Genomic DNA, 25,865 nt, shown 5'->3' on the forward strand with positions numbered 1-25,865 from the left:
TGTCGTTGAATGACTGCATAAAAATGCAAAGTCATATAAAAATCACTAGACTAAAAAAAGTACATTTCTTAGAATGCGCGCATAAATAAAATGAACTCAAAAATTAAAATGCTAAAAACAATCTATTCCCTCATTGAGAATTTTGGCCTTAGTGTACAAAAGCGAGCGCTCCATATTCATTTTTCGAATGAAACACTCAATAGCCAAGTTTTTATCCAACGTATTGATGGTGAACATCGTATTAACCAAGGCCTTAGTGCGAATTTACTTTGCCTATCTACCAATGCACAAATTCCATTAAAGCAGTTTATTGGTAGTCGTGTCGCAATAGATCAAGTGACAGACTTGGGGCAACTCTACCGAACGACGGGCGTGATTACTGCAGCCAGTCAAGGGCAGAGTGATGGGGCTCTAACGGTCTATCAGTTGACTATAGAAGATGCGACAGCTTTATGGCATAAGCGCCGTAATAGCCGTGTGTTTATGAATAAAAGCGTACGTGACATTACGGAAATTTTGTTTAGTGAATGGCAACAAAAAAGTGCCTTATTTGCATCCAGCCTAAGTTTAAATTTAGATGGTCTTAGTCGTGAATACGCCGTACGACCTTTTAGTATGCAAGCCAATGAAAGCGATTATGCTTTTCTTACACGACTTTGGCGTAGTGAAGGCATTAATTGGCTCATTGATGAAAAAGAGCTGACAGTGCCAGTTTCTGCCAGCCCAATGCAAGCACAGGTCTTACGTTTGATCGACCATAATCAAATTTTTTCAGCTTTAGCACGCCAATCAATTCGCTTTCACCGCAGTCATGCGACAGAGCGTATGGATACGGTGACCAGTTTTGTCGCACAGCGTTATTTACAATCGACAGCCATACAAACACAGCGTTGGCAAGCACAGTCTTTAGCACAAGATCAGAGCCATCCACTCTTGAGTGCGCATGTTTATAGTGAACAACATGACAATGAAACCCTCAGTTTAGAGCAGGCATGGACGTTGAGTTCTGCATGGACTACTGATTTAAATGGTGAAGATCAGGCCACGCAAACAAACTCAGCACAATTAGAACAAACCAACGTACAACTGAATCAATATCAAGCATTAACGGCCAAATATTTTGTTGCGCATAGCAGTGTGCGTGATGCACAGGTGGGATATTGGTTTCGTTTAACCGATCATCCCGAAATTGATCAGCATCAGGGCTCAGATTGTGAGTTTTTAATTTTAGGCAAACAGTTTTATAACCAAAACAACTTACCTAAAGATATCGCAATCCAGCTTGAAAGCTTATTAAGCCGCAGTCGTTGGCAAGCGAAAAATCATGAACGCCAAGCCAATGAACTGTATGTGGTGCGCCGTACGATTGCGGTCGTTCCTGAATATGATCCATTACAACATCGCCCGATGGCTTATCCACAACGTGCAAAAGTGGTTGGACCTGAAGGCGAAAGTATTCATGTTGATGCTTGGGGACGCATTAAAGTCCGTTTTAACTTTACCCGAACGGATGATCATAGTCATGACGGCGGTGCAGGCAGCAATGACAATGATACAGACTCGGCTTGGGTGGATGTATTAACGCCATGGGCGGGTGAGGGTTATGGTGCACGTTTTCACCCGCGGATTGGGGAAATCGTGGTAATTGACTTTTTTGAGGGAGATGTCGATCGGCCTTTTGTGGTTGGACGCATCCATGAAGCTGAGCGTCACCAGACCATGTTTGATGTCAAAGGTCAGCTACCAGATACCAAAAAGCTCAGTGGTATACGTTCGCAAGAAGTGGGCGGTAGTGGCTTTAATCAACTGCGCTTTGATGACACAACTGGGCAAATTAGTACGCAGTTACAAAGTAGCCACGCAGCAACACAGCTGAATTTAGGTAATCTGAGTCATCCTAAAGATAAAGAACAAAGCAATGGTCGTGGCGAAGGTTTTGAACTACGCACGGATGCCTTTGGTGCTGTTCGAGCGGGTCGTGGTATGTTGATTAGTACCTATGCGCAGGAAAATGCCATTGCGGACCACTTGGAAGCGGCCAAAGCGCAGACGTTGCTGAGTCAAGGTCAGGAAAGCATGAAAATGCTCAGCAGTATTGCCGTGAAGCAGCAAACAGATGCGTTGAATGTTATAGGTCGTTTGCCAAAACTGATTCAGTCCTTAGAACTTAAAAGTACTTCAGAAGCCTTAATGACAACAGTCGGTTTATTTAAAAATGACTTGGCAGAAGATCCGCTGAATGCTTTAAAAAATTGCAAAGGTTTTATTCAAGATATCGGCGCGATTACTAAAGATGTGAAAGGCACGGTGAAGCAGTTCAAAGCCTATTTTGAAGATGCTGAGGAAGCTTTTGATAACTTGAAGGGCGTGATTGAAAAGCTTGAAGAACATGGTGCCGATCAGCTGAAGGATCGGGTCGCGCAAATTAAAAAACAGCTCAAAGATGATCCACTGAAATCGTTGAAAGAAATTGGCAAAATTGTTGAAGACATTAAGATCAATCCAGATGAAATGATCATTGGCGGTGGCTTTGGCAAGCCAGAAATTTTTACGCCAACAAAGGCCTTAGCGCATGTGAAAGGCTTTATGGAGAGCTATAGCCAAAATTTAGAAAGTTCTTCAGACCCCAAACAGCAGGAACAGGGCAAGCTGTTTAGGCAAGCTTTAATGTTGTTGGCTTCACCCAACGGCATTGCAATGACTACACCTGAAGATATTGTCATGCAGGCTTCGCAGGATATTGCTGAGAGTGCACAAGGTTCAGTGAATGTGAGTGCACAAAAAAATATTGTGCATCATGCGCAAGATAAAATAAGCCTATTTGCGGCGCAAAAAGGCTTAAGTGCTTATGCGGCTAAGGGCAAAGTCGAGTTGCAGGCACAGGATGATGCGATTGAGGCGATAGCCCGTAAAGTGATTAAGCTTATTTCCACTGAAGATAAAATTGAATTGACCAGTCCAAAAGAAATAGTGCTGACGGCAGGCGGTTCACAGTTAAAAATTAATGGCGATGGCATATTTGCTATAACAGGCGGTAAGTTTGAGAGTAAGGCGGGACAGCATAGTTTTGTGGGGGGGAGTAAAGTCAGTTATGAAGTGCCTCAGCTGCCGAATGCTTCGATTTATAGTAATAGATTAGATGTGTATGACTTATTTTGGCAGAGTGATTTTAGCCAGCTTAGTTTCAAAGCTTTTATACCTGAGACGAACGCAGTGATCAGCGGTGGGATTGATGAGCATGGTCGAACTGGAAAGATTTCAACGGCTGATCCTTCAAAGCTTCAAATCTTAGTAGGTATGGATGATGAATGGGGGTTAAGTATTGATGGTTATGATGTAGATGAACTCATTGATCAAAATAATAATTAAGGTATAAAAATATGTCTAATAAAGCTTTAGTAACAGTACAAATTCTAGATGCTCTTGGTAACCCAATACCTAAGATTCACTATCAAGTTAGAAATCAGAAAACAGATCAGCATGTTGTAAAAGGTATCACTAATTCAAAGGGCTGTTTTTATGAAATTCAGCGGGACAAAGGAACGGTTTTAGATGTATATGTGAAAAATCTATTTGATGATGGTATGAAAAAAGTCAAATCTTTTACTCTGTCAAAAGATCGAATGTTAGTTAAGGTAATTAGTCCAAAATTGCTTATAGATTTAAAAACTTTAGAAAATAATGGTAAACAAGGTGGTTATAAGCGCAAGACGCATATAGTTCAGAAAGGAGACACCTTAACTTCGATTGCACAAAAGTATCAGACTACAGTTAGGGCATTAGACGTTCTAAATAACCTTGAAAATAAAAATAAAATTAGCATAGGCCAAATTATTAAATTGCCAGTTAATACGCCAGCAACAGGCAATAAAAGCAGTCAGGATAAGAAACCGCAGCCGATTAAAAAGCAGCCAGAGAAGACCAAGTCCCAAAAATCAGCACCACCTAAACATGATGAAAAGAAAGCTAATCAATCATCAGAATCTAAGTTAGATGATTATAAAAATAAGGCATTGGAAAAGCTTAATGAATGGTATGAGGATGGGAAAAAAGCTTTAACTGAAGTTATTAAAATTGAAATGAAAGAGGACCGAAGTCAGGATGGAGGTACTCCCAAATCTGATACATCAAATTTATGCAAGTCATCGCCTCAATGTATTTCAAGTGGGCAAAGTGAATTAATACGAGAAATTAATATCCGTTTAGCTGGCTTTGGCGGTGCTTTACCTACTGATAAATTTACTCCTTTAACTGAAGCTTGTATCAAACAGTTTCAGAGGGATTATATGGGGGTTCCTGAAACGGGGAAAATTTGTGGAAGCTTATTATTGGCTTTAGATAAGTTCTATACAGAATATCCAGTTGCAGGATTTATGGCAAAAGCTTCATGTAAATGTGGGAAATGTTCTGGTTATGGTAATAATCGTAAAGGAGTTACTTCTGGTAGTAATGTTGCTAATGAATATCCAGGAATACATAGATCTCTAATTTGGATATTAAAATCTTTAAACTTTTATTTAAAAAATGAATTTAAATCAAGTGGATTAGAAGTGGCATACATCGAATCAGGATATAGATGTATTGAAAATAATAAGCAGCATAAAAGAACGAGTGTCAACCATATGGGGCTAGCACTAGATATACATATAAAGAAGGACGGAGTAAGAACCAAAGAATTATTAGATATGGAATTCATTAGAAAAAATATAATGGAAATTAAGATGGGAGCTTCAGAGCAAAGACAAACTGATAAAATATATCTTGAACCTAAAGTTTTTAATAACGGCGGTTCTGGAGCAACAACTTGGGTGCACTATGATGTTACGAGGTTCTCTCAGCCATATTTTAATGACCTTTTTTTCAAAAAGAGTGTCGCAGAATTGAATGGTGGTCCATTAGTTGAATTAGTAAAAAAAATAAATTTAGTATCGATTTTAAGTTGTTCAGGTGTATTAACTGCGACAAGTAATAATTTAAAAACTTCTGATAAAACAATTGATGAATTGGTTGTGGAGTTGGGAAATGCAATTGCTAGTGGTGAAGGAAGTTATGAGGCTTGGAATGCAGGAGCACCTGAAGGGAAAAGAGTCAAATATGGGAAAATGAATGATTTACCAGGCACAATTACAGGAAAAACAATTAATCAATTGTTACTAGCTTCAAAAAACTATAGTTGGCAAGACAATAGGCGAAGATTTGCAACCGGAAAATATCAAACAATTCCATCAACATTAGACGCTGCAAGAAAGAGAATGAATCTCACTGGTGATGAACTTTACGATGCGAATATGCAGGAAAGAGTTTTTAAGGAACATTTATTAAGAGGACGAACTGAAATTTACAATCTTATACACAGTGGTAGCTCAACAGTTGAAAAAGCTATGATAGATGCCTCTAGAGAATGGGCTTCAATAGCTTTACCTAAAGGTAGTAAGAATAAATTTGGCGTTATTTCTGATGGTTCGGTAGGCTATCACCAATCTGGTACAAATAGAGCTAATTCACATTCAACAGCTAAGGTAAAAGAAATTTTTGAAAAAATTAAAGCATATCATTCATCAAAATAGGTTTTAAAAATGAAATTAACCAAATTGTTCCTTTTCTTAATTTTTGGATTATTAAATTCTAGTTGTTCTTATTCGAGAGAGGAATCATCATTTATTAAAGATAGTCTAAAATCTGAGAATGTTAGTTCATGTAATGTAGAAAAAATTAAAGTAAATTTTTGTACTAATGAAAAAATAAAAATTTATAATCAAAAATTAGCTAGCACAGCTAATTTTTCAAATGACAAAATACTTATAATATTAAATGAAGATAGATATACCGGTAAAGGTGACAGTAGAAATGTAAAAGCAATTGTTGTCATAGATTCATCAAAAGGAAAAATATACCCTTTGCAACAAATAGTTGGTAATTTTGTGGATTCTAGGTTGGAAGTTTTAAGTAATGAAAATCCTGAAATTAAGTTCTCTAAATCCTCAAATGAAATTTGTATTTCTGGAACTACTTATGCTAGTGATGATAACAATATAAATGTTGAAAATGAATGTTATATATTTGAAAATGATAGTTTTAAAAAAATAAAAAAAGATCCTGAAATTATAGGTGGTGAAAAAAATATAGTATCAAAAAAATATGATTCTGATGTGCATTTGAAATGTATTTCAAAAAAGATAAAAGAGTGCTCTGGTCTAAATTTAATAGAAACAAAAGAACTGTTTAAAAAGTATGACTTCGTAAACCTATCGGATGGACCAAGTATGGTTCTAGATAGAGGTCGATTTCAATTAATAATTTCACCTTTTGAAGATGAAAGTGGACCAAATTTAAGAGTTATGCAAGTTAAAAATAATAAGTTAGTTGATGAAAAATTTATATATTTAAACAATAGAGTAGAAATAGATAATAATTCAATAATGACGTATTATCAAAATTCTAAAAAAATCATATATCAGTTTAAGTAGTTTTTATATAAAAGCCGACTTTCGTCGGCTTCATTTAATCACCCTTCCAGCACTTCTTCCAATAACCCCTCACTCGGCGCAAAGTAATACGCGCTATCCATAGGCGTGACAAAGTGAAGTAAACGGTTGTGAATACCATCGCCGCTGGTGCCAAACATACGTCTTAACATACAGCTGATAATTTTTAAAATCATTTGTCAGTTAGTGATGTAGATACAAGTAATCTAGTAGATGTAGGTGATGCTATATTTACTATGCTGACATATGACAAAAAAACATAAAGGAAAAAGTGGTAAACCAGTTAATCTATATTTGGATGGAAATCAAAGTGCAGAGCAAAGTATTATTATAGAAAATAATAAGCAGATAATTTCAATTAAGGCTGAAAAGCCGATATTAGAAGTCAGTGGATTCCAATGGTGGAGCAGGTTTATGCCAAGCGAAAGTTTATATGAATTTGTTCGCAATGCAAAAGGTAATTTAACTGATGCTCAATATGATGCAGCGCAAGAATGGGCATCTGTAGCTGTCCCAAAAGGAAAGCCAATAGGTAGTGGAGCTATTTCGAATGGTAAGAAATCTTACTACGAAAAAAAAGGTCAAAACTCCTCATCTGATGAATCCACAAAAAAAGTAATTGAAATCTTGACAAAGATTCAATCGTATCATGCAAATAAAAAAAAGGTGTAAAATGAAATTATTTAAAAGTCTGAATGTCTATATATGCTCTTTATTAATAGCATCAATTGGGGCTTTTTCAATTAGTAATGCTAATGTTATTAAAGCAAGTGATGTTAATGATTGTAAATTTGATTTTGATAGTGTGGATTTTTGTGAGAAAAAATATTTAGAATTATATAATAAAATTTTAAAAGAAAATAAATTCAATTTTTATAATGATAAATATATTGATAGTTTTAAATATAATGGAAATTTTTATTTTTTTGTTATTGAATTGAGTAAAAATAAGGTGTATGCATTACCAGTTTCAGTAACGTCACTGAAGAGTATAAAAAATGTGGATTTTGAAAACAATAATAATGTACTTTGTTTGAGTGGAAATATTAACCAATTTCAAAATTCATATAGAAAATCTAAAGTATGTTATCAATATGAAAATGGTAATTTTAAATTGAAATCTACGAAGCTCTTAGATAGGGGTTCTGCAAAAAATAAAAATACAGATATTAAAGAAATAATATTGCCAACATCTTCAGATTATTTTACAAAATGTTCGAAAATGAATTCAATTAGTAAGTGTGAAAAGTTGAGTTCTATTGAAAATCACGTTTATATGCTAAATGATGTAAAAAGTATGTCACCTGAAATTGTAGGAATTTTTAATAACCAAAAAATTAAAAACTTGAATTTAGATGGGGTTAAGTTTCTTCCAAATATTGGTGGTTCCCAATACCTCATTGGTGAAAAATACCAAGATACAGATAATGGTTCTAATACATTTTTTTATTTATTAAAAATTAAACCAAATGTTGATGTTAAAAACATAGGTGGTTTTTATTCAATCGATAAAAATTTTAATTTGTTTTATAAAGATGAATCTGGAAAAAATAAGAATTTTAAACTGGATTAGCTAATATAGTAAAAAAATTATTGTAAATACTTTGGCAGATTTGGTACCTGTTAGTAGAGAATTTAATGTGTTTGGTTTTGGTAGTAGTGATAAACCCCACTGGTCTCATGATAGGCATTAAATTGTGAATAAATTATTTATATATATCCTTATTATTTTTTTGATTTCATGCGGCTCAAATAAAGATATAAAAGTTATTAAATCTGAGCATAAAGCAGATGTTTCTAATCATCATTTAAAATATAAGAGCAAATTGAATTATGAAGTTGGTCGGCTTTTCTTTTAATTGGATCTTCCAATACTTTTTTGAGCAACTATTCACTCTGTGCAAAGTAGTAAGTACTGTTCAGAAGAGTGAAGAAGAATAGTAAATTGTCATGAATGCCATCACTGCTAATAGCAAACATATGTCTTAATAAACGATCGATAATTCTTAAAATGATTTTTCAGTTAGTGATGTAGATACAAGTAATCTAGTTGATACTATAGATGTGTTGGGTGTAACAGAAAGTACGGAGAACATGCTAATGATAGTAAAATGTGCCCATTTAAATTTTGAAGAAAATTTAACATATTAATATTCAAAATAATTGTAGGTGATTTATGAGAGCTCTTAAAATTTTAATTTTAATTCTCGGATTTGGTTTTATTTATACAAATACATACGCAAAAAAAAATGATAGCTGGAGTGATATATCACAGGATTCTATTCAGATGAAATCTCCAGTTGATTTTATAGATTCCTATGGTAGGTATACTGTAATCGGTGTTAATAAAAAAATTAAATTGGTTGATTTTGGAGATATTGAGAAGAACAAAAAAGGATATAATTATACATTGAAAAACTATGGTGTTCAGATCTTAAATGGATCAAATATTTATAATGTGTTTAAAACAACAACTACTTTGAATTCGAGTGTGGATTTTAATTTACTATATCATGATAAGAAAGTTGTTGTTTTTAGAGTTCGAGATAATAGCACTGTTGATTATATAAAAAATCCATTTAAAAGTTTTTTGGTTAATACTTATATTTACAACTTAAATTTAAATAAATTTTCCACTATTCCTGTTTTGAATTCAGAAAGTGATTTAACTGGGAAACAATTGGATTTACTGCAAGGTGATCAATTAATATTTAACTCTAAAAAAGGAACATATACCTATTTGGCAAATATAAAATATGCTAGAAGTGGGAAATTAGGAGTGTACAAAGTTGAATTAAATGATTCTTTAAAATGCATTGCAGCATCTCAAGGTTGCGATAATATAGGGATTTCTTCAGCTGAAATTGAAACCGTTAATAAATAAAAGAGCATGCAATAAAATTTAAAATTTTGAGGTATAATAAAGCCGACTTTCGTCGGCTTTATTTATTTAACCTTCCAATACTTCTTCTAGCAAATCTTCACTCGGTGCAAAGTAATAAGCGCCATCCATTGGTGTCACAAAGTGAAGTAAGCGGTCATGAATGCCATCACCACTGGTGCCAAACATGCGGACCAACATGCTGTCGATAATGCTTAAATCATTGGTATATGCCACAAAGAACAAGCCTTGATCGCCACGGCCATCGCCATAAGGGAGTGAATGACGCAAAATTGCCATTTCTTCACCTTCACCATCTTCTACAACTGTACGTGACACATGCGAGTTTTCAGGCTGTTCATCTTCATCTAACTCAATAGACTCAAGTTTAGTACGGCCAATTACATGCTCTTGCGCATCGACTTTCAGCTTTTTCCATTTATCCAAATTATGCGCATAACGCTGTGCAAAAATAAAAGAGCCATTGGCAAATACGCCAGCATCTTCAGCTAGCAATGCTGTTTCAGCACGATCATCTGGAAATTGCGGATTTTCAGTTCCGTCAATAAAGCCGGTTAAATCACGGCCATCAAAATTGCGGAAGCACACACGTTCATCCAGTACTTCAACTTTATCTTGAATACCATCAAAGAATGCTTGGCTCAGCGCAAAGCAAATATCTGTACGCTGTGCTGCAATATGGATAAATACATCTGCTGGTGCAGCAGGCATATTAAATGAACCAGCAATTGGATCTAATTGTTTAAAACCTACTGGTGTTTCAGTATAAAGCTTTGCCCAAAGCTCAGGACCAAATGCGACAGCTGTTTTAATTTCTGCTTGAGGATGCTGCGTGATCAGGCGGTCACGTGTATCAAATAAATCGTTTAGTTTTTCTTTTAATTCTTCAATGCTTAAATCATTTAAACGAAGAACGATAAAACGCGCATGATCTGAGGGTAGCGGTAAAATAACAGATTGAGCGGTCATGCATGGCTCCTAAAATTTTGAATTTTTGCATAGCTCATTCTATTGTGCCCTATCAACCGTAGAGTGGGTAGCCTAATCACGTATTTTTATTGCTCGATTATCGGCCCATAAAACTGTAAATATCATATAATTGTTTCACTTTTAAAAACAGTACATCAACAATGTCCTTCCAAATCTGGCTGGCTTTTATGCTGGCATGTTGGGTGATTAGTATTTCTCCTGGCGCGGGTGCAATCGCATCTATGTCGAGCGGTCTAAACTATGGCTTTAAACATGGCTATTGGAATGCGCTGGGCTTGCAAGTTGCGTTATTAGTGCAAATAGGCATTGTGGCTGCAGGGGCAGGGGTACTTTTTGCAACTACACCTTGGGCATTTTTGCTTGTGAAATGGTTTGGTGTTTTATATTTGCTGTATTTGGCTTATCTACAGTGGACTGCACCTACACAGTCTATTGATATTCAAAATGATTTACCCAATAAATCACGCGGTAAATTGGTGTTATACGGTTTCTTTGTCAATATGAGCAATCCTAAAGCGATTGTTTTTTTATTGGCAGTTTTACCTCAATTTATCGATTTAACCCAACCGCAGTGGCCACAATATAGCATTATGGCCATGACCATGATTAGTATCGATTTGATCGTGATGGCTGGCTATACCGGTTTAGCTGCCAAAGTATTAAGACTCTTAAAATCACCCAAGCAACAAAAGTATATGAATCGGACTTTTGCTGTGTTGTTTAGCTGCGCAGCTAGTTTACTCAGCTTGGTACATCAATGATTTATACGCCTATGCTTTAAAGATAAGGTCTTGTTACTGTATAGATTGAGCTGATATATTTGAGGTTTATTGAATAAAATAAGTAGAAAAAACAATGTCTACAGGACTTTGGATCTTAATTTATATTTTATATTGCATCCTGACAAAATGGATTATATCGTGGGGCGGTGCAGCCTATATTCAGGGCTGGAAAACATGGTTTTTCTTTAGCTCCTCTCAATCTGAAGAATGGAGCAAAGACCAAGTGATTATGATGGCATGGTTCTTTTGGATAGGCTTTTCCATCTTATTTTTGATTGGGTTGTTTAATCCAGAATTTCGCTTCTATAAATTAAAAAATAGCCTTTAATACAATCATGCTCATGCGTCATTTTTTGATTCTTCAAGTAGCATATAAATCAAATCTAATTCAGGGCAGCCATATCCCATGCTGGTAAGCGCGGCAGTTATTTGTCCACGGTGATGTGTACTATGATTAAACACATGTTGCAAAGTGGGTGCAAAAGGTAGGCAGATCGAATGTCCGGCTGAGCTTATGTAATTTAATTGACTACTCAGGCGTAAAGGGTCCAACTGGTCTAAAAAATGAAGCCAATTTTCAGCACGCCAGTTGAGTTCATCAATAAGAGGCTGACGTTCTGTATGCACAATATGATGAAGCGCTAGTTGAGTCGAGTAACCATTTTGAAAGCGAGGAAACCATAAATAGTGCTCGCCAACCAATAAATGATTTAATGTTCCCAAAATACTTTTAAAAAATAAGCCACAATCTTTATAAAAGTCATCATCTGATATGTGATTTAAACAGGCATATAAGCGTTGGTTGGCCCAAATGTTATAGCGAGCAAGTAACTGAAAATCAGTAATGTCCATGAGCGGTGAAGTTTGTATTTTGAATAAATAGAGTTATAGCCTTTATATAGGTATAAAAAAACTGCCCGAAAGCAGTTTTTTTAGATTTAAGCTTAGGCGATTTTTTTTATTTTCTGCATCGCAAAAATAAGTGCAAATAATATCGACATGGTCAGCACAATGCTCAGACCTGTTGAGATGTTTAAACCCGCACTCGACCATAAGCCGACAGTCACCCCAACTTGCGCTATTCCAAATGCCCAAATCACCATCTGTTTAGGTGAGTGTGCGAGTAAACGTGCCGTAAGGGCAGGGATCACCAAGAGTGCTCCCATTAATAACGAGCCGACAGCACGTAAGGCCAATACGGTAAATAAAGCCAGTAACAACATAAAAATCAGGCGTTGCCATTTTGCATTAACACCTTCACTGACTGCCATGTCTGGATCAATCGCAATTTGGATTTGTGCTTGCCAATGCTTGAATAACACCACCAAAGCCAAACTAATCACAACTGCAAATACAGGTAAATCTGACCAGCCAATGGTCAGTAGGTCGCCAAATAAATAGCTGAGTAATTCTGGACGTAAGCTCGGCAGGTGTTGAATGAACAAAAGCCCCGAACAAAGTAGTGTCGCAGAACATAGAGCGAGTAGGGCATCATTGGGTAAGCGCGGATCATGCAAAACCCATAAAATTCCGACCAACATCATTGCCAATAAAGCCACACCAACCCAAAGGGGTAAACTTAATGCACCTGCAATGGCAACACCTAATAAAGTGCCATGCGCCATCGTGTCTGCAAAAAAGGACATACGACGCCACAGCATCAAACATCCGAGTGGTGCGGTTAAAAACACCAAAAGCGTGCCCATCATCCATGCGGGTAAAAGCAGTTGTAGCCATTCCATCATGGGTTATGCCTCAGGTTCAGGGTGAATATGTGGGCGCGCATCATGCTGACAAGGCGTTGCTGCATCACCATGGGCGCAGTGATCATGATGATGTTGATAGAACACACGGTTGTTGCCAAAGATCGCTTGATATTCAGGATGTTGTTGCACATTCTCAGGGAGACCGCTACAGCAAATATGCTTGTTTAAACATACAACTCGATGTGTTCCTTGCATCACCCATTGTAGGTCATGAGAGACCATTAACACTGCACAGCCATATTTAGCAGGTAAACTCCGTACATAGTCATAGAGTTCTGCTTCGGATTGAATATCTAAGCCTTGCATCGGTTCATCTAAAACCAATACATCAGGACGACGTAAGAGCGCACGTGCGAGTAACACCCGTTGACGTTCACCACCTGAGAGCTGTTGAACTTTGGACTGTTGTAACTTGGCGATGCCTGTATCCCGAATAATCTCTTGCTTGGTGGTAGCGTCACATTTTTCTAAAGCAAGTAGGTCGCAAACACGCAAGGGGAGGCTATGAGAGGGGTTAAATTTTTGGGGTACATAGGAAAATTTTAACTTGGGCTGTGTATGAATCTTGCCTGAGTTCGGTTGAATAATCCCTAAAAGTACTTTAATTAAGGTCGATTTTCCTGCGCCATTGGGACCAATTAAGGTCACAATTTCACCCTGATGCAAGGTGAAATCGACATGTTTTAAAATATCGCGTTCATCAATGCGAACAGAAACTTGATTGAGCTCTGCCAGAATAGCTGGGCTTAATGTTGAAGACGACACTGCTGACAAAGTCCTGAAATTTCAATAATGCTGTGGTGAGCAGTAAATTCGTCCGATGCTGACAATTGCTCTAATTGGTGAAGTAGACCTTGAGCAGATGCTTCTTTAACGACTTTACATTGGGTGCAAATTAAAAAAGCAGCTTGATGTCCTTCACGTGGATGACAGCAGGGGATATAGGCATTAATTGACGTAAGACGGTGAATTAAGCCTTTTTCTAATAAAAAATCTAGGGTGCGATAAACCGTTGGTGGGGCAGCAGGCCGGTCTGATTCACTTTTTATTTTGGCCAATAAATCATAAGCGCCCATTGGTGCAGTCGCATTTAAAATCAGTTCCAACACTTCCTTACGCAAAGGGGTGAGGCGTGCACCAGTAGAAGCACATAATTGTTCAGCTTCAGCCAGACGTTGTGCAACGTTATGGTGGTCATGAACGCCATGTAGTGCATTGTGATGTTCGTGTGAACAAGTGCTCATAGCTACCCTCAAGTGCAAAACTGAAAATTGAAAAAGACATTAAATCTTAACATGAAGCGCATCAACTTACGATCAGGCGTAGGTATTTTTACAATTTTGTTATATTATAACACTTCTGATTTTATGTAGTCTCCCTCATGTCCCGTTTCCTTGCATTTTGTGCGGTTGCACTTTTTAGTTCGATGAGCTGGGCTCAAGGCCTAGTCGTATCAACACACCCAATTTATTTGATTGCAAAGGAAGTCACACAAGGGGTAGAGGAGCCAACCTTATTATTAGAAAACCAAACAGGTCATGATGTCAGCTTAACGCCAGCACACCGTAAAATTGTACAAGATGCAGAATTGGTGCTTTGGTTAGGTAAGGCACATGAAGCGCCCTTAGAAAAACTACTTGCCAATAATGATCGAAGTATTGCGATACTCGATTCAGGCATAGTCACCACTTTTCCGCTACGAAATCCACGTGGACAGGCATTGCCGAATACGGTTGATACGCATGTATGGTTAGAGCCAAATAACGCTGTACGTATCGGCTTTTTTATTGCGGCACTACGTTCACAGCAGAAGCCTGCCAATCGTGAAAAATATTGGGCCAATGCCCGTAATTTTGCACATGAAATGCTTTTGAATGCGCAACGTTTAAACAAAAGTGCTAAGGCTCAACCGTATTGGGCCTATCATGATGCTTATCAATACCTCGAACGTTCACTCAATTTAAAATTTTCGGGTGCAATGACCGATGATCCACATATTGCGCCAACACTTGCACAAATCAAATTTCTAAACGATAGCCGACCACAAAGCAAAATGTGCTTACTAGCGGAAGGCCATGCCAGTAAAAATCAATACCAAAAGCTGGGTGCGACAGTGTTTGAGGCTGTAGATGAAAGCATGGCTGGTCAGAATGATTTCTTGCTCGCCTGGAAGCAACTTGCAGAACAAACACAAAATTGTGTGCTAAATGCACGAAAATGATGCAAAAAATAATCAGTTATTGATTAGATTAAAAGCGGATTATTGATTGAAAAAAACCAGACTTAGGTCGGGAAAAGATTGCATGTTCAAGGGTGTAACTCTATAATGCCTGCGATTAAAAATAATCATCAGCTAAACTTGTCAAGCATAATTGCTGTGAGTGTACAAAAAATGAGCCGAACTAGTCGCTTGATTGATCGACGATTAGCGAAAGCTTTAGTCATCTTACAAGCAGTAATGATTCCTGTTTCAGCCTTGATTGGGTGGGTCCTCAAAGACTCTACTGCGGCATTGAGTGCAGCCTTGGGTGCACTGGTCTGCTGGCTGGCTAGCTGCTACTTTACGTGGCAGTCTTTTAGAGCTGCTGGCGCCCGCGCAACCAAGCAGGTGCTGTCCAACATGTATCGTGGCATGATGGGCAAGTTTGCAATAGTGATTGTTGGATTCATTTTGATTTTGAGCAATGTAAAGCCACTGTCACCGGCCGCATTGTTTTGTGGTTTTATCCTCGTTCAAGCCATGTCGTGGGTTGCGCCTTTTTGGGCGTCACGTCTACAGAAACGAGTTTAAGCGCAGTAGAAATTGAAAAGTTTTTTCAGGAATTAACGAGATATCAAGCAGCACGCGATATTCGTTACTTCCATTAGTTTTTTGACATTGACCAGGTGTGATTTATGGCTGCTGAAGAACATGCCCTTACTTCGACCGAGTATATCAAGCACCACTTGACCAATATGACCTATGGCAAAATGCCAGACGGTACATGGAAGTTGGCTGAGACTGGCGCTGAAGCTCAACAGATGGGGTTCACTGCTATTCACTTGGATTCAATGGGTTGGTCGATCGGCCTTGGTATTATTTTCTGTTTGTTGTTCTGGATTGTAGCGAAAGCTGCAAACGCTGGTGTTCCAACCAAGTTCCAGTCTGCAATCGAAATGATTATCGAGTTTGTTGACTCAAGTGTCCGCGACACATTCCATGGCAAATCACGTTTGATTGCGCCTTTAGCTTTGACCATCTTCGTGTGGATTTTCCTCATGAACTTGATGGACTTGATCCCTGTTGACTGGATTCCTTATACAGCTCAACTGATCGGCGCGAATGTGTTTGGTATGGACCCTCACCACGTTTACTTCAAAATCGTTCCATCTACTGATCCTAACATTACCCTTGGTATGGCATTATCAGTATTTGCGTTAACTATTTTCTATAGTATCCGTGAAAAAGGTCTAGTCGGATTTGGTGCAGAATTTGCGCTTAACCCATTTAACCCAAGTAACCCAGTTTTAAAAGCTATCCTGATTCCAGTAAACATTTTACTTGAATTGGTAACTTTTATTGCACGTCCAATCTCATTGGCTCTTCGACTGTTCGGTAACATGTATGCAGGTGAGTTAATCTTCATCTTAATCGCATTACTACCGTTCTGGATCCAGTGGGCGTTGTCTGTGCCTTGGGCGATCTTCCATATTCTCGTTATTACGTTACAAGCATTCATTTTCATGATGTTGACTATCGTATATATGAGTATGGCTAGCGAAAAGCATTAATGGTATTGCCTGACTATCGAAGATAGTTGGGCGCACAATTTTTTAATTTAATTTGGTATAAACCTAACCTCTGAGGAATTATCATGGAACTCACTTTAGGTCTAGTTGCAATTGCATCTGCTATCTTGATCGCTTTCGGTGCTTTAGGTACTGCGATTGGTTTTGGTCTTCTAGGCGGCCGTTTCTTAGAAGCTGTTGCTCGTCAACCAGAATTGGCTCCACAACTTCAAACTCGTATGTTCTTAATCGCGGGTCTTCTTGATGCTGTGCCTATGATCGGTGTTGGTATTGGCTTGTTCTTCATCTTCGCTAATCCATTTGTAGGTTAATCAGCTTAATTCCTAAATTAAACTATTGAGGAATAGCAATGAATATCAACCTCACATTGATTGGCCAAGCGATTGCATTTGCGATTTTTGTCGCATTCTGCATGAAGTTTGTATGGCCACCACTAATCAATGCGATTAGTGAGCGTCAGCGTAAAATCGCTGATGGCTTAAACGCGGCTGAAAAAGCAAAAGCTGACCTTGCGGATGCGCAAGCTCAAGTGAAAGCTGAATTAGACGCTGCTAAAGCACAAGCGGCTCAATTGATCGAACAAGCGAACCGTCGCGCTGCACAATTGGTAGAAGAAGCTCGCACTCAAGCATCTGCTGAAGGTGAACGTATTCGTCAACAAGCGAAAGAAGCTGTTGATACAGATATCAATGCTGCACGCGAAGAATTACGTCAACATGTTGCTGCTCTTGCAGTTACTGGTGCAGAGAAAATTCTGAACCAACAAGTTGATGCAGAAGCTCACAATGCCATGCTGACTCAGCTGGCTGCTAAACTTTAAGAGAGGCAGATTATGGCTGAACTCTTGACGTTGGCACGCCCATATGCAAAAGCAGCATTTGCTTACGCATCTGAGCAAAATGCAGCTGACTCATGGTCAACTGCGCTTGAATTGCTCAGTGCTACAGTACAAGACGAAGCATTTTCAGCTTACTTAAATCGTCCTGAGCTTACTCCTGCACAGCAGGTGTCTGTTTTGGCAAAAGTTTTAGGTGAAGACCAAACTGCAGCAGTGTCAAACTTTTTGACATTGCTTGCTGAAAACAACCGTTTGGTACTTCTTCCTGAGATTGCTGCGGAATTTGAACAGCTCAAATCACAGAATAACAATACTGTGGATGTTGTGATTGAATCAGCATTCCCATTGACTTCTGTACAGGAACAATTACTTACACATGCATTAGAGAAGAAATTCGAAGCAGCTGTAAATGTGACTGTTGAAGTGAAACCAGAGTTAATTGCTGGTGTAGTTATTCGTGCAGGCGACCAAGTGATAGATGATTCTGCGCTTAATAAGCTTGAAAAAATGCGGACTCGTCTTCTAGCGTAATTATTTTAAAAATTACTGCGTAAGAAGACTGAACTTACATAAAGATTGAGGTATAGCGCAATGCAACAACTGAATCCATCCGAGATCAGTGCGCTCATTAAACAGCGTATCGGCGATCTGGACACCAGCGCAACCGCTAAAAACGAAGGTACCATTGTTATGGTATCTGACGGTATTGTGCGCATTCACGGTCTTGCTGATGCAATGTACGGTGAAATGATCGAATTCGACGGCGGCCTTTACGGTATGGCACTGAACCTAGAACAGGATTCAGTGGGCGTCGTTGTTTTAGGTAACTACTTAAGCCTTCAAGAAGGTCAAAAAGCTCGTTGCACAGGTCGTGTATTAGAAGTTCCGGTTGGTCCAGAACTTTTAGGCCGTGTAGTAGATGCTTTGGGTAACCCAATTGACGGTAAAGGCCCAATTGATGCAAAACTTACTGATGCTGTTGAAAAAGTAGCACCAGGCGTAATTTGGCGTCAATCAGTGGATGAACCTGTACAAACTGGTTATAAATCAGTAGATACAATGATTCCAGTAGGCCGTGGTCAGCGTGAGTTGATCATTGGTGACCGTCAAACTGGTAAAACAGCTATGGCGATCGATGCGATCATCGCTCAGAAAAACTCTGGCATTAAATGTGTATACGTAGCAGTTGGTCAAAAACAATCAACTATCGCTAACGTTGTACGTAAGCTAGAAGAAACTGGCGCTATGGCGTATACAACTGTTGTAGCAGCAGCGGCAGCGGATCCAGCAGCAATGCTTTTCCTTGCTCCTTACTCAGGCTGTACAATGGGCGAATACTTCCGTGACCGCGGTGAAGACGCACTTATCATTTACGATGATTTGTCTAAGCAAGCAGTTGCTTACCGTCAAATTTCATTGTTATTACGTCGTCCACCAGGTCGTGAAGCGTACCCAGGTGACGTATTCTATCTTCACTCTCGTCTTCTTGAACGTGCTTCGCGCGTTTCTGCTGACTACGTTGAGAAATTCACGAATGGTGAAGTTAAAGGCCAAACTGGTTCTTTGACTGCATTGCCAATCATTGAAACTCAAGCGGGTGACGTATCTGCATTCGTACCAACGAACGTAATTTCGATTACTGATGGTCAGATCTTCCTTGAAACATCATTATTCAACGCAGGTATTCGTCCTGCTGTGAACGCGGGTATCTCTGTATCTCGTGTTGGTGGTTCTGCGCAAACTAAGATCATCAAAAAATTGTCTGGCGGTATCCGTACTGCACTTGCACAATACCGTGAATTGGCAGCGTTTGCTCAGTTCGCTTCTGACCTTGACGAAGCAACTCGTAAGCAATTAGAACACGGTCAACGTGTTACTGAGTTAATGAAGCAAAAACAATATGCTCCTTACTCAATCGCTGACCAAGCTGTATCAGTATATGCATCTAACGAAGGTTATATGACTGACGTTGACGTTAAGAAAATCGTAGACTTTGACGCTGCGCTTATTTCTTACTTCCGTTCAGAACATGCTGCGTTAATGCAAAAAATCGATGAAACTGGTGATTACAACAAAGACATCGAAGCTGAATTTAAAGCAGGTATTGAGAAGTTCAAAGCGACTCAAACTTACTAATATTCAACTGAGTTGGATTTAGTTCTGGTTTGGTTCACGGAATCAACCTTCGAGGGCTCGAAAGGGCCTTCGAATACTAGGTTAAGCGTATGGCAAATTTAAAAGAAATTCGCGCCAAAGTAGCTAGTATCAAAAGCACGCAGAAAATTACTCGCGCGATGCAAATGGTAGCAGCTTCTAAGATGCGTCGTGCGCAAGAGCGCATGGCTCAAGGCCGTCCGTATGCCGAAAATATGCACCGTGTAATTGCTCATTTGGTACAAGCGAACCCTGAATACAAACACCGTTATATGGTTGAACGCCCAGTTAAGCGCGTTGGCTATATCATTGTGTCATCAGATCGCGGCCTTGCTGGTGGTTTGAACATTAACTTGTTCAAAAAAGTGGTAAAACACGTACAACAGCAACAAGAGCAGTCAATTGAAGTTCAATTTGCTTTGATTGGTCAAAAAGCGGTTTCGTTTTTTAAAAACTACGGCGGTAAAGTGCTTGGTGCGACTACGAATGTAGGCGATACACCGAGTCTTGAACAGTTATCTGGTTCTGTACAGGTGATGTTAGATGCATTTGATAAAGGCGAGTTAGATCGTATTTATCTAGTGTCTAACGGCTTTGTCAACGCCATGACTCAAAACCAAAAAATCGAACAACTTGTTCCTTTAGCTGCTGCTGAAGAAGACAAGACTCTTAACCGTCAATACGGTTGGGATTACTTATACGAGCCAGAAGCTGAAGAGCTTTTAAATGGCTTGTTGGTTCGTTACATTGAGTCTGTGGTGTATCAAGGTGTGATTGAAAACATCGCGTGTGAGCAGTCTGCTCGTATGGTTGCAATGAAAGCTGCAACTGATAACGCTGGTGAAATCATCAAGAGCCTACAACTTATTTATAACAAGCTGCGTCAAGCCGCGATTACTCAGGAAATTTCTGAGATCGTTGGTGGTGCCGCTGCCGTTTAACATTATTTTGAATTGAGGAGACAGCAATGACTGGCGGTCGTATCATTCAGATCATCGGCGCGGTAATCGACGTCGAGTTTGAACGCAACAGCGTTCCTAAGATCTATGACGCTCTACAAGTTGATGGCACTGAAACTACATTAGAAGTTCAGCAACAACTTGGTGATGGCGTAGTTCGTACTATTGCAATGGGTTCTACTGAAGGCCTTAAGCGTGGTTTGAACGTAACGAATACTAACGCGCCTATCTCTGTACCAGTTGGTACAGCGACTCTTGGCCGTATCATGGACGTTCTTGGTCGCCCGATCGACGAAGCTGGTCCTGTTGCGACTGAAGCGCGTTTACCAATTCACCGTCAAGCGCCTTCTTATGCAGAACAAGCGGCTTCTACTGACCTTTTAGAAACTGGTATTAAAGTAATTGACTTACTTTGCCCGTTCGCTAAAGGTGGTAAAGTTGGTCTGTTCGGTGGTGCCGGTGTTGGTAAAACTGTAAACATGATGGAGTTGATCAACAACATCGCGAAAGCTCACTCAGGTTTATCTGTGTTTGCTGGTGTTGGTGAGCGTACTCGTGAAGGTAATGACTTCTATCACGAAATGAAAGACTCTAACGTTCTAGACAAAGTAGCAATGGTCTACGGTCAGATGAACGAGCCACCAGGTAACCGTTTACGCGTAGCGTTGACTGGTCTTACTATGGCTGAGTACTTCCGTGATGAGAAAGACGAAAACGGTAAAGGCCGTGACGTATTATTGTTCGTAGACAACATCTACCGTTATACACTTGCGGGTACTGAAGTATCAGCATTGTTAGGTCGTATGCCGTCTGCTGTAGGTTACCAACCAACTCTTGCAGAAGAGATGGGTGTTCTACAAGAACGTATTACTTCTACTAAGTCTGGTTCTATTACGTCAATTCAAGCGGTATACGTACCTGCCGATGACTTAACAGATCCATCGCCTGCGACTACCTTCGCTCACTTGGACGCAACTGTAGTATTGAGCCGTGACATCGCATCTTCTGGTATTTACCCAGCGATCGATCCACTTGACTCAACTTCACGTCAGTTAGATCCACTTGTAGTTGGCCAAGAGCATTACGAAATCGCTCGTTCAGTTCAAAACGTTCTTCAACGTTATAAAGAATTGAAAGACATTATCGCAATTCTTGGTATGGACGAATTGGCAGAAGAAGACAAACTTACTGTATACCGTGCACGTAAGATCCAACGTTTCTTCTCTCAACCGTTCCACGTAGCTGAAGTATTTACTGGCGCGCCTGGTAAATTAGTATCTCTTAAAGACACAATCCGTGGCTTTAAAGGTCTTTTAGCTGGTGAATACGACCATATCCCAGAACAAGCGTTCTACATGGTTGGTGGTATTGACGAAGTTATTGCTAAAGCTGAGAAACTTTAATTAGTGACCTAATTTAGGAGATTCTCATGGCGACTATGCAGTGTGATGTTGTAAGTGTTCAAGAGTCTTTGTACTCTGGCACTGTAACGATGCTAATTGCTAAAGGTGCTGGTGGTGAGTTAGGTATTATGCCTGGCCATGCGCCACTAGTAACTTTACTTAAGCCGGGCGCGATCCGCGTTCTGCTTGAGAATGGTACAGAAGAGTTAATCTATGTATCTGGTGGTGTTCTAGAAGTTCAACCGCACGTTGTTACGGTTCTTGCAGATACTGCAATCCGTGCCGACAACTTAGATGAAGCTGCAATTCTTGAAGCGCGTAAAAACGCTGAAAACTTGCTAGCAAATCAAAAGAGCGATTTGGACGCTGCTGCTGCTTTGGCTGCTCTTGCAGAAACTGCTGCTCAGTTGGAAACAATCCGCAAAATCAAAAACCGCGCTCAATAAGACGCAGTTTGAGATTGAAGAAACCGTCCGAAAGGGCGGTTTTTTTTGCTATAAATTAAATGTTTATCTAAAGCTTTAAGGTTATTTTTTATGGCTAAAGTTGCATATATTTTATGCAATAATTGGAGTATGTTCGGTCAATTATTTAGCATCTAAGTAGCACAGTATGAATTTGATTGCGTATGAAGCTCAAAGTTGGGAACTGTATCGAGATGATGAACGCTATTATCTCAGTATTGCGATGGATATGAGCTCCGTAGTGTCTTGTTGGGATTTAGTTTTGAACCAAGATGAAATACAAGCTTATGAACACCGTGGTCGTGTCAGTATTCAGGAATTGGCAAAGCGAATGATTGAGCAGGCCTACAAAGGCGATTTCAGCAATATGGAAAGCCGTTTAGCGAAACCGTATGAGCGTTATGCTATGCAAAGTGCATATAAAATTTGGCAGGGTAGCCAAAAAGTTGATTAATCAAACATAGGTATTACTGAAAATTCACCATTGCCAATAATCTTCAACTTAAAAATTTGACTAAAGCCTTCATCGAGTTTGGGTATTTCAAGCTTCTTATAAGTTGCTCGAACGCCAACTTCAGGAATATTGGCTTTACCTTCGCGGTGGCGATTACGTTCTAAAGTGCTGTTTAAATCGGTTTCAAAATAATAAGAAATCACTTCAAAGCCAGCATCTTTGGCCCGTTGAATATAACGTGCCCGGTCTGTTTTGGTTGGGTTGGTATTATCAATGACCATTTGGGTTTGAGAGGCTAAACCAGCTTCAAAAATGATATTTTCTCGATGCCGTGTTTTCAGCATATCCAAGTTAATACGCAAATGGCTATGGGCTAAATTTAGTAAATAGAAACTCGATTTACCTGCTGCTTGTACACCCGTAAAAATAATCAGTTGCATCGAATCGTACTTTAGCCATGAACAAAAAATAATTAAATCATGCCAACCGTATAGACACAATCTTCGTAAAATTCATTTAGAAAGTGGTGACTTAACGTATTCGCTATCTATTACAATAGATAGAACACAGATGATAACTAAAAGAGTCGCCATGCAACAGCTTGAAGGAATTGAATATCGGCAATTTGCACAGAGTGAGCTGCATTATATTCAGGTATCTAATGCATTTTGTGAGGCAAAAATTGCATTGCAAGGTGGACAGATTCTTGAGTTTTATTCAAAAATGCAGCAACGCCACTTGTTGTGGTTGTCTGAGCTGAATCAATATGTTGTTGCGAAAGCCATTCGAGGTGGGATTCCACTCTGTTTTCCATGGTTTGGTGCACATGAAACTGAACAGGACTTTCCTGCACATGGTTTTGCTCGAAATTTAACATGGCAGTGTCAAGATATTGTGATGGATGACTTTGGTCATCATATTACTTTGCAGCTAAGTGATAGTGAACAGAGTAGAAAATACTGGAATTATGCGTTTAACTTGCAAATGGTGATCCATTGCGAAGAGGTATTAAGACTCGAGTTTAAATTACAGAATTTAGATCATCAGGCCTTTGATTTTGCGTTCGCATGGCATAGTTATTTCCCTGCACAGATCACTGGGGCCAGAATTACGGGTCTTGAAGGACAATTTTATATTGATCAGTTGGATCAGAATCAGATAAAGCATCAAACTGAACATGCCATTAAGTTTGATGCAGAATTAGATCGAGTTTATCCTTTAACGAAGATGAATTTTGTATTAGAACAAAGTCCGCAAACTTATATCAATATACAAAGTACCGCGCAAAGTGCAGTAATTTGGAATCCTTGGGTGGACAAAGCAAAACGCATGGCCGATGTTGCAGATGAGGCATGGCGTGATTTTGTATGTATTGAATGTGGTCAAATGGCATCGGCAAAACAATGCTTAAACGCAGGTGCAAGTATTCAGTTTGAACTTACAATCAGCGGCGCATAACTGGTGCTCAGATACGGGATGTGATGTTTTTTTCTGCATTATGGTCATTTGGGATATATTAATGCAGAATTTACTATTAAAAAATAGAATAAAAATATGAAAACATATTGTTATAAAGCTTTATTTTTATTGATTATTTGTACTTTTTTGAGTGCATGTCAAACAGTGCGGTATGTAACGAAACCTAATTATCCAACCGAAGCATCGTTGGTGGCCAATGCTTACGATAATGGGCTCAGTACTGAGTTAGACATGCCTTACTTACAAGTCTACTTTAATTTAAAACAGGCTTACCAACGCTGTGTGGCGTTTAGTACTGATCAAGCCTTGGTATTTACAGATAATCGCTTAGAACAAGAGATTGAGTTGGGTACATTATTTGCTAAAACTGAGCATGGTGAATTTCTACAAAAAACCTTGGTTGAAGGTTTGGGGCAAAATAAAACCCGAATCAGTCTATTTTTGCCCAAACAGTATAAATTTGCCAAACAGCGCTTTAAGCAGGATATCGTACGCGCCAGAGGTCAAGACAAAGCCTGTAATTTAGGTGTCGTGATTCCAATTCAAGCTTAAGATTGTTCTGGAAACTCTTTGCGTTGGCCACCATCATAACTGGCAAAGCGAGCTTGCTCACGTGAAAAAACAGGTGCTGGGCTAGGCCAAGGCCATTCACCAAAATGTGTTGCGCGGTAGCGACGAAATGCGTCATCTAACTCCTGATTTGTATTTAGTACAAATGGGCCACGCATTGCGACAGGTGCACCAATAGGTTCACCTTCAAGCCATAAAATCCGTGCTTCAACTTCGCCTGCTTGGAGTTGAATATTCACATCGGGTTTTAGTTCAGCCAAATGTTTATGCTGAATTTGGGTCTTGGCTAATTCGAGGGTATCGCCTTGATAGAAATAGGCAAATCGCGTAGCGGTTGCTGTTGTTGCTGGAATGGTTAATGTGGCATGCGGGGCAAGGGTAATGAGATAAATATTCACTTTGTTTTCTGGTGCTGCTGCCCATGAGTGTGGTGGTCGTGAAATCGCTTCAGTACCTTGGTATTGCCCAGATATGACACGAATATCAGTGTCTCGGCCTTGGTCATCTTTTGCGCTTACATGCGGAATATGCTCGCGCCAAAACATTTTATAGTCTGCAGGTTGTTGTTTTTGCTCGGGTGAAGAATTAAACCAAATTTGAAATAATTCAAAGGGATTGTCTCGGTCTTCATTGAGTAGCGGAAACATTTCGCAGTGTTCAACGCCATTGCCTGTACTGAGCCACTGTACATCGCCAGCGCCATAACGCCCACCATTGCCCAAAGAGTCGAAGTGATCGACAAAGCCTTGCTCTACCAAGGTAATGGTTTCAAATCCTGTATGCGGGTGCTCTGGAAAGCCGGCCGGGGACAGTATCACCATAATACATAT

The 25,865-nt window shown here is 39.2% G+C and carries 27 protein-coding genes and 2 pseudogenes; 21 read left to right on the forward strand and 8 right to left on the reverse strand.

The window, feature by feature from the left end; translation table 11 throughout:
* Window positions 1-108: 108 nt before the first annotated feature.
* From EXE29_RS12410 to EXE29_RS12420, 3 genes are read left to right on the forward strand one after another with little or no spacing between them, the layout of a single operon-like run.
* Complete coding sequence (locus tag EXE29_RS12410; protein ID WP_120364792.1) at window positions 109-3,369, forward strand: type VI secretion system Vgr family protein; 3,261 nt, start codon at window positions 109-111, stop codon at window positions 3,367-3,369.
* An 11-nt stretch (window positions 3,370-3,380) separates the two neighbouring features.
* Window positions 3,381-5,567 carry a LysM peptidoglycan-binding domain-containing protein gene (locus tag EXE29_RS12415; protein WP_120364777.1) on the forward strand — a complete coding sequence of 729 codons (2,187 nt, stop codon included), beginning with the start codon at window positions 3,381-3,383 and terminating at the stop codon, window positions 5,565-5,567.
* A 9-nt stretch (window positions 5,568-5,576) separates the two neighbouring features.
* Window positions 5,577-6,467, forward strand: coding sequence for a hypothetical protein (locus EXE29_RS12420; protein WP_120364776.1), 891 nt, complete (start codon window positions 5,577-5,579; stop codon window positions 6,465-6,467).
* A gap of 38 nt (window positions 6,468-6,505) precedes the next feature.
* On the opposite strand, the pseudogene EXE29_RS12425 reads toward EXE29_RS12420, so the two are convergent.
* Window positions 6,506-6,655, reverse strand: a pseudogene (locus EXE29_RS12425) (Dyp-type peroxidase); the annotation flags it as partial.
* 76 nt (window positions 6,656-6,731) lie between these two features.
* Between EXE29_RS12425 and EXE29_RS12430 the strand changes: the two are divergent.
* The 3 genes from EXE29_RS12430 to EXE29_RS12440 all read left to right on the forward strand — a co-directional run bounded on the left by EXE29_RS12430 (window position 6,732) and on the right by EXE29_RS12440 (window position 9,369).
* Complete coding sequence (locus tag EXE29_RS12430) at window positions 6,732-7,157, forward strand: hypothetical protein (RefSeq protein WP_120364775.1); 426 nt, start codon at window positions 6,732-6,734, stop codon at window positions 7,155-7,157.
* A 1-nt stretch (window position 7,158) separates the two neighbouring features.
* Entirely contained in the window at window positions 7,159-8,058 is a 900-nt protein-coding gene (locus EXE29_RS12435; RefSeq protein WP_120364774.1) for a hypothetical protein, read from the forward strand.
* A 603-nt stretch (window positions 8,059-8,661) separates the two neighbouring features.
* The gene (locus EXE29_RS12440) at window positions 8,662-9,369 is read left to right on the forward strand and encodes a hypothetical protein (RefSeq protein WP_120364773.1); all 708 of its coding nucleotides are present in this window, start codon (window positions 8,662-8,664) and stop codon (window positions 9,367-9,369) included.
* Between the two features lie 66 nt (window positions 9,370-9,435).
* Here EXE29_RS12440 and EXE29_RS12445 read toward each other — a convergent pair whose 3' ends face one another.
* Window positions 9,436-10,356 (reverse strand): Dyp-type peroxidase, encoded by a 921-nt coding sequence (locus EXE29_RS12445; RefSeq protein ID WP_120364772.1) that lies wholly within the window; start codon window positions 10,354-10,356, stop codon window positions 9,436-9,438.
* 161 nt (window positions 10,357-10,517) lie between these two features.
* Here EXE29_RS12445 and EXE29_RS12450 point away from each other — a divergent pair, with 161 nt between their 5' ends.
* Entirely contained in the window at window positions 10,518-11,138 is a 621-nt protein-coding gene (locus tag EXE29_RS12450; protein WP_117007813.1) for a LysE family transporter, read from the forward strand.
* 94 nt (window positions 11,139-11,232) lie between these two features.
* A complete protein-coding gene (locus tag EXE29_RS12455; RefSeq protein ID WP_120364771.1) occupies window positions 11,233-11,487 on the forward strand; it encodes a hypothetical protein in 255 nt (84 codons plus the stop codon).
* An 11-nt stretch (window positions 11,488-11,498) separates the two neighbouring features.
* Here EXE29_RS12455 and EXE29_RS12460 read toward each other — a convergent pair whose 3' ends face one another.
* The 4 genes from EXE29_RS12460 to EXE29_RS12475 form a co-directional block, all read right to left on the reverse strand.
* A complete protein-coding gene (locus EXE29_RS12460; RefSeq protein ID WP_117007814.1) occupies window positions 11,499-12,011 on the reverse strand; it encodes a DinB family protein in 513 nt (170 codons plus the stop codon).
* Between the two features lie 92 nt (window positions 12,012-12,103).
* Window positions 12,104-12,904 (reverse strand): zinc ABC transporter permease subunit ZnuB, encoded by an 801-nt coding sequence (gene znuB, locus EXE29_RS12465; protein ID WP_120364770.1) that lies wholly within the window; start codon window positions 12,902-12,904, stop codon window positions 12,104-12,106.
* A gap of 3 nt (window positions 12,905-12,907) precedes the next feature.
* Window positions 12,908-13,690, reverse strand: a complete 783-nt coding sequence (gene znuC, locus EXE29_RS12470) for a zinc ABC transporter ATP-binding protein ZnuC (protein ID WP_106985305.1) — start codon at window positions 13,688-13,690, stop codon at window positions 12,908-12,910.
* Window positions 13,672-14,169 carry a transcriptional repressor gene (locus EXE29_RS12475; protein WP_106985306.1) on the reverse strand — a complete coding sequence of 166 codons (498 nt, stop codon included), beginning with the start codon at window positions 14,167-14,169 and terminating at the stop codon, window positions 13,672-13,674. The genes znuC and EXE29_RS12475 overlap by 19 nt, the downstream gene beginning before the upstream one ends.
* A gap of 137 nt (window positions 14,170-14,306) precedes the next feature.
* Between EXE29_RS12475 and EXE29_RS12480 the strand changes: the two genes are divergently transcribed.
* The 11 genes from EXE29_RS12480 to EXE29_RS12530 all read left to right on the forward strand — a co-directional run bounded on the left by EXE29_RS12480 (window position 14,307) and on the right by EXE29_RS12530 (window position 22,986).
* Entirely contained in the window at window positions 14,307-15,146 is an 840-nt protein-coding gene (locus EXE29_RS12480) for a metal ABC transporter solute-binding protein, Zn/Mn family (RefSeq protein ID WP_106985307.1), read from the forward strand.
* 171 nt (window positions 15,147-15,317) lie between these two features.
* On the forward strand, window positions 15,318-15,716 hold the full coding sequence (locus EXE29_RS12485) for an ATP synthase subunit I (protein WP_106985339.1): 399 nt from the start codon (window positions 15,318-15,320) through the stop codon (window positions 15,714-15,716).
* Window positions 15,717-15,820: 104 nt separating this feature from the next.
* Window positions 15,821-16,696, forward strand: a complete 876-nt coding sequence (atpB, locus tag EXE29_RS12490; RefSeq protein ID WP_106985308.1) for a F0F1 ATP synthase subunit A — start codon at window positions 15,821-15,823, stop codon at window positions 16,694-16,696.
* An 83-nt stretch (window positions 16,697-16,779) separates the two neighbouring features.
* Window positions 16,780-17,025: a F0F1 ATP synthase subunit C gene (gene atpE, locus EXE29_RS12495; protein WP_000424060.1), complete on the forward strand. Its 246-nt coding sequence runs from the start codon at window positions 16,780-16,782 to the stop codon at window positions 17,023-17,025.
* Window positions 17,026-17,063: 38 nt separating this feature from the next.
* Complete coding sequence (locus tag EXE29_RS12500) at window positions 17,064-17,534, forward strand: F0F1 ATP synthase subunit B (RefSeq protein WP_106985309.1); 471 nt, start codon at window positions 17,064-17,066, stop codon at window positions 17,532-17,534.
* 12 nt (window positions 17,535-17,546) lie between these two features.
* On the forward strand, window positions 17,547-18,083 hold the full coding sequence (locus EXE29_RS12505) for a F0F1 ATP synthase subunit delta (RefSeq protein ID WP_106985310.1): 537 nt from the start codon (window positions 17,547-17,549) through the stop codon (window positions 18,081-18,083).
* Between the two features lie 60 nt (window positions 18,084-18,143).
* Entirely contained in the window at window positions 18,144-19,688 is a 1,545-nt protein-coding gene (atpA, locus tag EXE29_RS12510; protein ID WP_117007815.1) for a F0F1 ATP synthase subunit alpha, read from the forward strand.
* An 89-nt stretch (window positions 19,689-19,777) separates the two neighbouring features.
* Window positions 19,778-20,647 carry a F0F1 ATP synthase subunit gamma gene (gene atpG / locus EXE29_RS12515; RefSeq protein ID WP_106985312.1) on the forward strand — a complete coding sequence of 290 codons (870 nt, stop codon included), beginning with the start codon at window positions 19,778-19,780 and terminating at the stop codon, window positions 20,645-20,647.
* Window positions 20,648-20,673: 26 nt separating this feature from the next.
* Window positions 20,674-22,068 (forward strand): F0F1 ATP synthase subunit beta, encoded by a 1,395-nt coding sequence (gene atpD / locus EXE29_RS12520; protein ID WP_106985313.1) that lies wholly within the window; start codon window positions 20,674-20,676, stop codon window positions 22,066-22,068.
* A gap of 26 nt (window positions 22,069-22,094) precedes the next feature.
* Complete coding sequence (locus EXE29_RS12525) at window positions 22,095-22,514, forward strand: F0F1 ATP synthase subunit epsilon (protein ID WP_120364769.1); 420 nt, start codon at window positions 22,095-22,097, stop codon at window positions 22,512-22,514.
* Between the two features lie 166 nt (window positions 22,515-22,680).
* A complete protein-coding gene (locus EXE29_RS12530) occupies window positions 22,681-22,986 on the forward strand; it encodes a hypothetical protein (protein ID WP_106985315.1) in 306 nt (101 codons plus the stop codon).
* Here the strand turns inward: EXE29_RS12530 and EXE29_RS12535 are convergent.
* On the reverse strand, window positions 22,983-23,426 hold the full coding sequence (locus EXE29_RS12535; protein ID WP_120364768.1) for an AAA family ATPase: 444 nt from the start codon (window positions 23,424-23,426) through the stop codon (window positions 22,983-22,985). The two genes, EXE29_RS12530 and EXE29_RS12535, sit on opposite strands and share 4 nt — an antisense overlap.
* Window positions 23,427-23,577: 151 nt before the next feature.
* Between EXE29_RS12535 and EXE29_RS12540 the strand changes: the two genes are divergently transcribed.
* Both EXE29_RS12540 and EXE29_RS12545 read left to right on the forward strand, forming a co-directional pair.
* Window positions 23,578-24,444, forward strand: a complete 867-nt coding sequence (locus EXE29_RS12540) for a D-hexose-6-phosphate mutarotase (protein WP_165382498.1) — start codon at window positions 23,578-23,580, stop codon at window positions 24,442-24,444.
* 165 nt (window positions 24,445-24,609) lie between these two features.
* A complete protein-coding gene (locus EXE29_RS12545) occupies window positions 24,610-25,017 on the forward strand; it encodes a hypothetical protein (protein ID WP_322898996.1) in 408 nt (135 codons plus the stop codon).
* On the opposite strand, the pseudogene EXE29_RS12550 reads toward EXE29_RS12545, so the two are convergent.
* Window positions 25,014-25,865, reverse strand: a pseudogene (locus EXE29_RS12550) (pirin family protein); the annotation flags it as partial. The gene EXE29_RS12545 and the pseudogene EXE29_RS12550 sit on opposite strands and share 4 nt — an antisense overlap.

Origin of the sequence: Acinetobacter sp. WCHAc060006 (assembly GCF_004209135.1) — a bacterium.
Lineage (GTDB): Bacteria > Pseudomonadota > Gammaproteobacteria > Pseudomonadales > Moraxellaceae > Acinetobacter > Acinetobacter cumulans.

Coding starts and splice junctions, on each gene's coding strand:
- EXE29_RS12535 (WP_120364768.1), bottom strand. CDS start 23,426: ATGCAACTGATTATTTTTACGGGTGTACAAGCAGCAGGTAAATCGAGT.
- EXE29_RS12480 (WP_106985307.1), top strand. CDS start 14,307: ATGTCCCGTTTCCTTGCATTTTGTGCGGTTGCACTTTTTAGTTCGATG.
- atpG (WP_106985312.1), top strand. CDS start 19,778: ATGGCAAATTTAAAAGAAATTCGCGCCAAAGTAGCTAGTATCAAAAGC.
- EXE29_RS12485 (WP_106985339.1), top strand. CDS start 15,318: ATGAGCCGAACTAGTCGCTTGATTGATCGACGATTAGCGAAAGCTTTA.
- EXE29_RS12530 (WP_106985315.1), top strand. CDS start 22,681: ATGAATTTGATTGCGTATGAAGCTCAAAGTTGGGAACTGTATCGAGAT.
- atpA (WP_117007815.1), top strand. CDS start 18,144: ATGCAACAACTGAATCCATCCGAGATCAGTGCGCTCATTAAACAGCGT.
- EXE29_RS12445 (WP_120364772.1), bottom strand. CDS start 10,356: ATGACCGCTCAATCTGTTATTTTACCGCTACCCTCAGATCATGCGCGT.
- EXE29_RS12500 (WP_106985309.1), top strand. CDS start 17,064: ATGAATATCAACCTCACATTGATTGGCCAAGCGATTGCATTTGCGATT.
- EXE29_RS12475 (WP_106985306.1), bottom strand. CDS start 14,169: ATGAGCACTTGTTCACACGAACATCACAATGCACTACATGGCGTTCAT.
- EXE29_RS12450 (WP_117007813.1), top strand. CDS start 10,518: ATGTCCTTCCAAATCTGGCTGGCTTTTATGCTGGCATGTTGGGTGATT.
- EXE29_RS12420 (WP_120364776.1), top strand. CDS start 5,577: ATGAAATTAACCAAATTGTTCCTTTTCTTAATTTTTGGATTATTAAAT.
- EXE29_RS12460 (WP_117007814.1), bottom strand. CDS start 12,011: ATGGACATTACTGATTTTCAGTTACTTGCTCGCTATAACATTTGGGCC.
- EXE29_RS12455 (WP_120364771.1), top strand. CDS start 11,233: ATGTCTACAGGACTTTGGATCTTAATTTATATTTTATATTGCATCCTG.
- EXE29_RS12430 (WP_120364775.1), top strand. CDS start 6,732: ATGACAAAAAAACATAAAGGAAAAAGTGGTAAACCAGTTAATCTATAT.
- atpE (WP_000424060.1), top strand. CDS start 16,780: ATGGAACTCACTTTAGGTCTAGTTGCAATTGCATCTGCTATCTTGATC.
- atpD (WP_106985313.1), top strand. CDS start 20,674: ATGACTGGCGGTCGTATCATTCAGATCATCGGCGCGGTAATCGACGTC.
- znuB (WP_120364770.1), bottom strand. CDS start 12,904: ATGATGGAATGGCTACAACTGCTTTTACCCGCATGGATGATGGGCACG.
- EXE29_RS12415 (WP_120364777.1), top strand. CDS start 3,381: ATGTCTAATAAAGCTTTAGTAACAGTACAAATTCTAGATGCTCTTGGT.
- EXE29_RS12435 (WP_120364774.1), top strand. CDS start 7,159: ATGAAATTATTTAAAAGTCTGAATGTCTATATATGCTCTTTATTAATA.
- EXE29_RS12525 (WP_120364769.1), top strand. CDS start 22,095: ATGGCGACTATGCAGTGTGATGTTGTAAGTGTTCAAGAGTCTTTGTAC.
- EXE29_RS12505 (WP_106985310.1), top strand. CDS start 17,547: ATGGCTGAACTCTTGACGTTGGCACGCCCATATGCAAAAGCAGCATTT.
- atpB (WP_106985308.1), top strand. CDS start 15,821: ATGGCTGCTGAAGAACATGCCCTTACTTCGACCGAGTATATCAAGCAC.
- EXE29_RS12540 (WP_165382498.1), top strand. CDS start 23,578: ATGCAACAGCTTGAAGGAATTGAATATCGGCAATTTGCACAGAGTGAG.
- EXE29_RS12410 (WP_120364792.1), top strand. CDS start 109: ATGCTAAAAACAATCTATTCCCTCATTGAGAATTTTGGCCTTAGTGTA.
- EXE29_RS12440 (WP_120364773.1), top strand. CDS start 8,662: ATGAGAGCTCTTAAAATTTTAATTTTAATTCTCGGATTTGGTTTTATT.